The sequence below is a fragment of the Streptococcus mitis genome (assembly GCF_009496205.1).
GTDB classification, from domain to species: domain Bacteria; phylum Bacillota; class Bacilli; order Lactobacillales; family Streptococcaceae; genus Streptococcus; species Streptococcus mitis_BN.
In genome coordinates, this window is sequence record NZ_WIJO01000020.1 from 25,575 (window position 1) to 31,980 (window position 6,406).

General features: G+C 40.4%; 5 protein-coding genes and 1 pseudogene. 1 reads left to right on the top strand and 5 read right to left on the bottom strand.

From position 1 onward, the window contains the following. Positions 1-176 precede the first annotated feature (176 nt). Positions 177-1,157, top strand: coding sequence for a hypothetical protein (locus GEZ85_RS04895; protein ID WP_153209639.1), 981 nt, complete (start codon positions 177-179; stop codon positions 1,155-1,157). A gap of 92 nt (positions 1,158-1,249) precedes the next feature. Here GEZ85_RS04895 and pepF read toward each other — a convergent pair whose 3' ends face one another. From pepF to GEZ85_RS10225, 5 genes and pseudogenes are all read right to left on the bottom strand, one after another. Next, complete coding sequence (pepF, locus tag GEZ85_RS04900; protein WP_153209638.1) at positions 1,250-3,046, bottom strand: oligoendopeptidase F; 1,797 nt, start codon at positions 3,044-3,046, stop codon at positions 1,250-1,252. Positions 3,047-3,056: 10 nt separating this feature from the next. Further along, positions 3,057-3,800, bottom strand: a complete 744-nt coding sequence (locus GEZ85_RS04905) for a 16S rRNA (uracil(1498)-N(3))-methyltransferase (RefSeq protein WP_153209637.1) — start codon at positions 3,798-3,800, stop codon at positions 3,057-3,059. A gap of 1 nt (position 3,801) precedes the next feature. Further along, entirely contained in the window at positions 3,802-4,752 is a 951-nt protein-coding gene (prmA, locus tag GEZ85_RS04910; RefSeq protein WP_153209636.1) for a 50S ribosomal protein L11 methyltransferase, read from the bottom strand. Positions 4,753-4,889: 137 nt separating this feature from the next. After that, positions 4,890-5,318, bottom strand: coding sequence for an NUDIX hydrolase (locus tag GEZ85_RS04915; RefSeq protein WP_153209635.1), 429 nt, complete (start codon positions 5,316-5,318; stop codon positions 4,890-4,892). A 242-nt stretch (positions 5,319-5,560) separates the two neighbouring features. Continuing rightward, positions 5,561-6,406 (bottom strand): annotated as a pseudogene (locus GEZ85_RS10225) (exonuclease SbcC); the annotation flags it as partial.

Sequence of the window (6,406 nt, forward strand, 5' to 3'; positions counted from 1 at the left end):
TCTATCAAAAGTAGGAAAGGGTTTCAAGAAAATTGATTGGAAAGTTTTATAGAAAGCCCACTTCTTAAAAGTATGCAGTGGTCAATCAAACATTTTTCTAATAAATCATACAAAAAATTGAATAGAATGGTATAATTGATAATATACAATAAACGTTTTTGGAAAAGGAGACTACCATGAGAAAAAAGTTTAGAGTTTATTTTCTAACCACTGTTACAATTTTAGCATTTGGCCTCGTTGGCTGTTCATCTAAATCATCAAATACTGCTACAAACAATACAGAAAATACAACAAATACAGAGATGGCAACCTACCATAAGAAAGATGTAACCGGTCATGCTGCTTCATTTGACTGGAATGCCAAAGTTGAACCTACAAACTATGAGAGAACCTTTGTTGAAACCAACAGTGGCAGTCAATTTAATAAAACTTTAGATCGCACTAAAGAGGCGACTGAGAATCTTGAAAAAAAGAAAAAGGAAATTTCGGATTCTAAGGTTCAAACAGCCCTCAAATTAGTGGATGCCGTCTTTGTCAATCAAGAAAATCTTGACCTAGTTGTGAAAGCATCGGGTGCTAGCAATCAAGAAGAATTATTTGATAAGATTTGGAACGAATATTTAGTCCCTGAGTTGACTAAAATCCATCCGAATTTTTCAAATGATACCATCTTTGAGTATAAGGGAGAAAAATATCCTCTCAAAATTTATGCACCTATGTTTTTCAAGGTCAATACCAATGCTCTAGGAAAAGCAGGAGCCTATACTCTTGAAGATTATAAGGTAGAAGGTGACTTGGTTTATTTGAAATTTATATCCCCAGCTGTAGACACCTACCAATACGAAGTGAAGGCTTCTTATCATCAAAATGATTTAGATTTCTTCCAAGGCTTGATTGAAGAACAACAAAAAATTCTAAATACAGACTACGCTAAAGCTCTAAATATTCGATTTGTTTATCAATTAGCAGCTCTCGATTTTAAAGCTGACAATTACGTAGATTTAGAGGGAATGGATTATCTTGATCGCAGCACTCATTACCTCGCCATAAAAGTGGATAATAATGGAGAAGCTAGCCTGGATAATGAAAATCTCGCCAACCTTTTACAAATTAGCATGAAGGCAGCAAATGAAGCCAATAAAGGGAAATTTGAATAAATTTTTAAAGTATAAAAAAATCACCTAAAACAGGTGATTTTTGTGTATTCATATTATCAATAAACCGTCCTTAAATCCGACACCAGATACCTTTACTCTCCCAACTGGGCACTGTAGGCGATAATCTGGTCAACTGTGTCTGACAAGAATTGGATAGTATCACGGAGTGGTTTATCTGTTGAAATATCTGCTCCGATAATCATGGCTGACTCAAGTGGTGTCTTGCTGCCACCTGATTTGAGGAGATTGAGCCAATCTTCAGCTCCAGTTTCTGAATGTTTCAGATGGAGGTAACCCGCAGTCGAGATGACTAGTCCTGCTGAGTAAGTGTAACTATACAAGCCCATGTAGTAGTGAGCTTGGCGCATCCAAGTCAAAGCTGCATCATCGTCAATTTCAATGGTATCTCCCCAGAAATCGGTCAAGACTTCCTTCATAATGCTGTTGAGTTTGCTTGCTCCGAAAGTCTCCCCTTCTTCAATCAATGTATAAACCTTACGCTGGAAGGCTGCTTCCAAGAGGTGGGTGATGAAATTATGGAAGTAGGTATCTGTCAAGCGGTGGGCAAGAGCGAAGCGTTTTTGACGTGGATCGTCAGACTGGTGCTCCAAGTAATCACTTAAAAGCAATTCATTGAAGGTTGACGGCGCTTCGACATAGTAAGTAGACATGTGAGCGTTAAAGTAACTTTGGTGATTATCTGAGAAGATGAATTGGCCAGAATGCCCGATTTCATGAATCAAGGTATAAACATCGCTCAAACGACCTGTCCAGCTCATGAGGACATAAGGGTGCACACGATATGGATCCGCCGCATAACCGCCAGAATCCTTGCCACTATTGGCAGCAAAGTCCACCCAGCGTTCTTCTTGATAGCGAGCAACTTCCTGACAATATTCTTGCCCCAAAGGTTCTACCGACTTCATGACCAAATCATAGGCGTCTTCAATAGTCACTTCAGGATTCAGGGCGCTGTCCAAGTCCAATTTCCAGTCTGCAAAGGTCATCTTTTCAAGAGCATTAACCTTGGCAACATGCTTGAGGTATCTCTGAGCGACTGGCGCAAAATCCTTCATAATGAGGTCGATCTGACGATCAAACATAGCACGGTCTACTTCTTGTTCAGCTAGAAGATAATCAAAGACTGAATCGTAGCCCTTCATATCTGCCAAGAGTTTTTCAGACTTAACTTGGGCTAAATAGGCTGCTGCAGCCGTATTTTGGTGCTTACGAAGTCCCTCTGAGAAGGAACGGAAAGATTTCTCACGAACCTCAGCGTCCTCGTGGTTTTGGTAGAAATTTTCATAGGTCACAAAGCTGTTTTTGTAGGTTTTGCCATGGGCTTCAAAGTCAGCCATTTCAAAGTCCCCGGCTCGCATTTTAGTGTAAATATCCTGCGGACTGTAGAAAACTTCACCAAGATTGGTCAAGGCCTTCTCCACATCAGCCCCTAGATAGTGGGCTTTTTTGATTTTGGCCTGACGAATAGCTGCCGTCAAGTGGGGAAGCTCACCCAATCGGTCCAAGACTTCCTCGTCTGCTGCCACCAAGGCATCGTCAAAGAAGGTCAAGGCTACGCTGGCATCTGTTTCAAATTCCATCCCAGCTTGGGCAATATTGGCAAATTCTTCATTGCTATAGTCTGTCGTTTGCGGCATAAAACCATAGTTGCCAATATGGCTCATCTGAATGTAGATTTGTTCCAATTCCGCAAAGGCCTTCTCGAAATCTTCAAAAGTATGCAGATTGCCCTTGTAGTCACGGCTAAATTGGTTGATATCTTCGCGAGCTTTCTCGATTGCACGCAAGAAATCCTCACGGTCTTGGTATAGGGCTGTTAAATCCCAAAGTTCCTTCTCTGGAAATTCTGAGCGGTGTTTTTGTTCCATTTTCTTCCTCTTATTTCTCTAATTCTAATAAAACACTAAGGGCTGATAAGGCGTAAAGTGGGGCTGTTTCTGCTCGCAAAATACGAGGACCTAGGCCTGCCAAGACAGCTCCTTTAGCTTCAAAACTCTCGATTTCTGCAGGTGAGAGACCGCCTTCTGGTCCAAAGATAAAGAGCAATTTGGCTCCTTTTTCAAGACCAGCAACTGCTTGCAAGAGAGCAGCTGCTTCTCCTTCTTTTGCTGATTCTTCATAGGCCACTACGATAGAGTCAAACTGGTCCAACTGAGCTAGAAAATCTGCTTTTTTCTCAAAAAGCTTGATACTTGGGACTATATTACGCTTGCTTTGTTCTGCTGCTCCAAGGGCAATTTTTTCTAGTTTTTCAACCTTTTTGCCCAATTTCTTGCCATCCCATTTGGCTACTGACCAGTCAGCAGGAAAGGCCCAGATTTGGCTGGCACCTAGTTCTGTTACTTTTTGAGTGATGAACTCCAGCTTGTCTCCCTTGGGAAAACCTGATGCTATGGTCACTTGGATTGGTAGTTCTACATTGTCAGTTAATTCTTGGACCAACTCAAACTGACGATTTTCCACATCCAGCACGCGCGCCAAGCGCTTGATGCCATCATCAAAGACTAAGGTTACCTCATCCTCTTCTTTCAGGCGCATAACCTGAAACATATGCTTGCTGGTTTCCTTGTCCTCAATGGTCACAGGAGAGATTGCACTACCTTTGACAAAATACTGCTGCATGCTAGCCTCCAATCACCCCTGAAATATCCTTGGTCTTCTTAAAGACACAGGCATTCCATTCCCCTTGAATCATGTGGGTTTCAAGGAAAAATCCAGCTGACTCTGCTGACTCGCGCACCATGTCCCACTTGTCCTTGATAATGCCACTCATGATGAGATAGCCTTCATCCTTGACCAAGCGATAGGCATCCTCCGTCAGATGAATGAGGATATCCGCCAATATATTAGCCACAATCACATCTGCCTCAATCTCAACACCCTTGAGCAAGTCACCTGCAGCTACATGGATGTTTTCCATGCCAGGGTTGAGCTCAATATTTTCCTGAGCCACACGAACCGCCACATCATCCAGGTCATAGGCGAAAATTTCCTTGGCACCAAGAAGCGAGCTAGCAATGGAGAGGACCCCTGATCCTGTCCCCACATCCAGCACCGTTTCACCACCACGAAGGACCTGCTCCAAGGCAAAGAGGCTCATCTTAGTTGTTGGATGTGTCCCAGTACCAAAAGCCATGCCAGGATCCAGCTTGATAATCTTTTCTCCCGCAGTCGCCTCATAGTCTGTCCAAGACGGCACTATAGTCAAGTCATGAGTAATTCGAGCTGGTTCGTAGTATTTCTTCCAGTTGTCTGCCCAGTCTTCCTCAGCCAAGGCAGTCGTCCCCATCTTGACCTCACCCAAATCCATAAAATCTGTCAATTCTGCTAAGCGAGCCTGTAAGTCCGCTTCAACCACTGCCACATCAATCGTATCAGGATAGTAGGCTGTTACCACGATTTCTTCTTGTTGCTCAACCTCTGGAAAAATTTCACCAAAACAGTCAACATTTCCCACATAGTCCATGCTGTCTTCGATTGCGACTCCTTGAGCTCCCAGCTCAATCAAGAGATTGGAAACCAACTCCTCCCCCTCACGCTTAACTGTAACTTTTAACTCTTGCCATGTTTCCATTATTAAGATACCAAGCCCGTAAAACACAAAGCCAAAATAGAAAATTCTCTGAATACGCTTGTATCTAAGAGAAGTTTATCTTTTTGGTACAGTGTTTAGGGCGGGTTCAGTTTAGAAATTTAACTGAACCATCCTTTCTAATCACTTACTTTTAAATAATCTTTTAATCTCTCTTGCAACTGAGGTACAACTTGACTGGATCTAAGAAATTCCTCGACATTCTTCAACTGATAGGCCTGACCTTCATCTCCAAATACGATACTGTCAAACTGGTCCTGTGTCAACTGACCGACTAGAAATACAGATTGTTTATCCGCAAAAAGCATGCTTGGATAAACCTTACTCCAAAGCAGACAATCCTCAGTCAGATGAACTCCCAGTTCCTCAAAAACTTCACGCTCCACGCACTCAAAAGGAGTTTCATCACCTTCACGGCCACCGCCGGGAAGTTCCCACATATTGGGCCAGGGAATGTTTGCCTTATCATCGCGTAAGATAGTCAAGAGCTTATCCCCACAAAACAAAGCAATCTTACAGCCTGTGAAATCAGAAATCTCTATTTCCATGTTAAACTCCTTCGGTTAATTCCTTCTCCAGCTCGGCTAACCAGTTTTGATAATAGCTTTTCTCATCCTGCAATATTCGGATGCCAGTCACTGCCTATTCAAAAAGATAAATATTCTAATTATTTTAGAATTTTCATTTGGCTAACTTTCATTAGAATTTGGAAACCTATATATTCCCAAGAAGAGACAACATCTCCTAAACTTCATAATCTTATAAATCAATAGTTCAGCCCAAATTCCTATCAGCTTCTTCTATATTTCATATCACTAAGCCATCTTTTTATTTCTTTTTTACAGACCTCAAAAATTTTATCTTTGAGGTCTTTATTATCTTTTTCGAAACATCCTTTCCATAAATTTTCATCTTCTACTTCGTAAACTAGGATATTTTGATCACTCAATTCTTTTTTAAATTCAGTGAGATAAGATGGTTTGTGAGAATGTAGACCAATATAACCTAAGTATGGATATAGTATAAACTCATCAAAGCCATTTACAGTTACAATAATACCATTTCGTAGCGGCTGGTGATTTGGGTCAGCATTCTCCGAATAATCGTGTGGATAAAATAAAATGATACCAACTGTATTTTCTCTCTCTACAATGGCTCGTGCATCATCAACTCCTTGAGAAGGATCATAAAATTCCTCTGCAAAACGATATGTTCTTCCATCATACATACCTTTTTTTCCTGGTTCAGATAGTTGCAACAAGATATTTTTAAACTTTCCATCATCAATTCCCAATTCTTTTAAATAATCTGAAAATTCTATACTAAAATCGTAAAATACCTGAGTTTGAGAATCTATATAATTAATTTTTAAAAAAAATGTCTCATCGGAAAGTATCGTTGGTTTTGAAGCTAGTTGTCGCAAAAATTTGCTAATATCATGTTGTTTAAATTTAAACTCAGCCAATGCTTTAGTATGTCTATACCAGCTTCGCTCATCTTCGAGAATAAAAGAGTAATTAAAAGATTGTGTCGTTAATTGATCTATTATTTTTCGCAGAATAAACTTAACTTTTAAAGAATGCAAATCATTATTTAAAAAAAAATTATTCTCAAACTGTTCATATTCTTCTTTAGT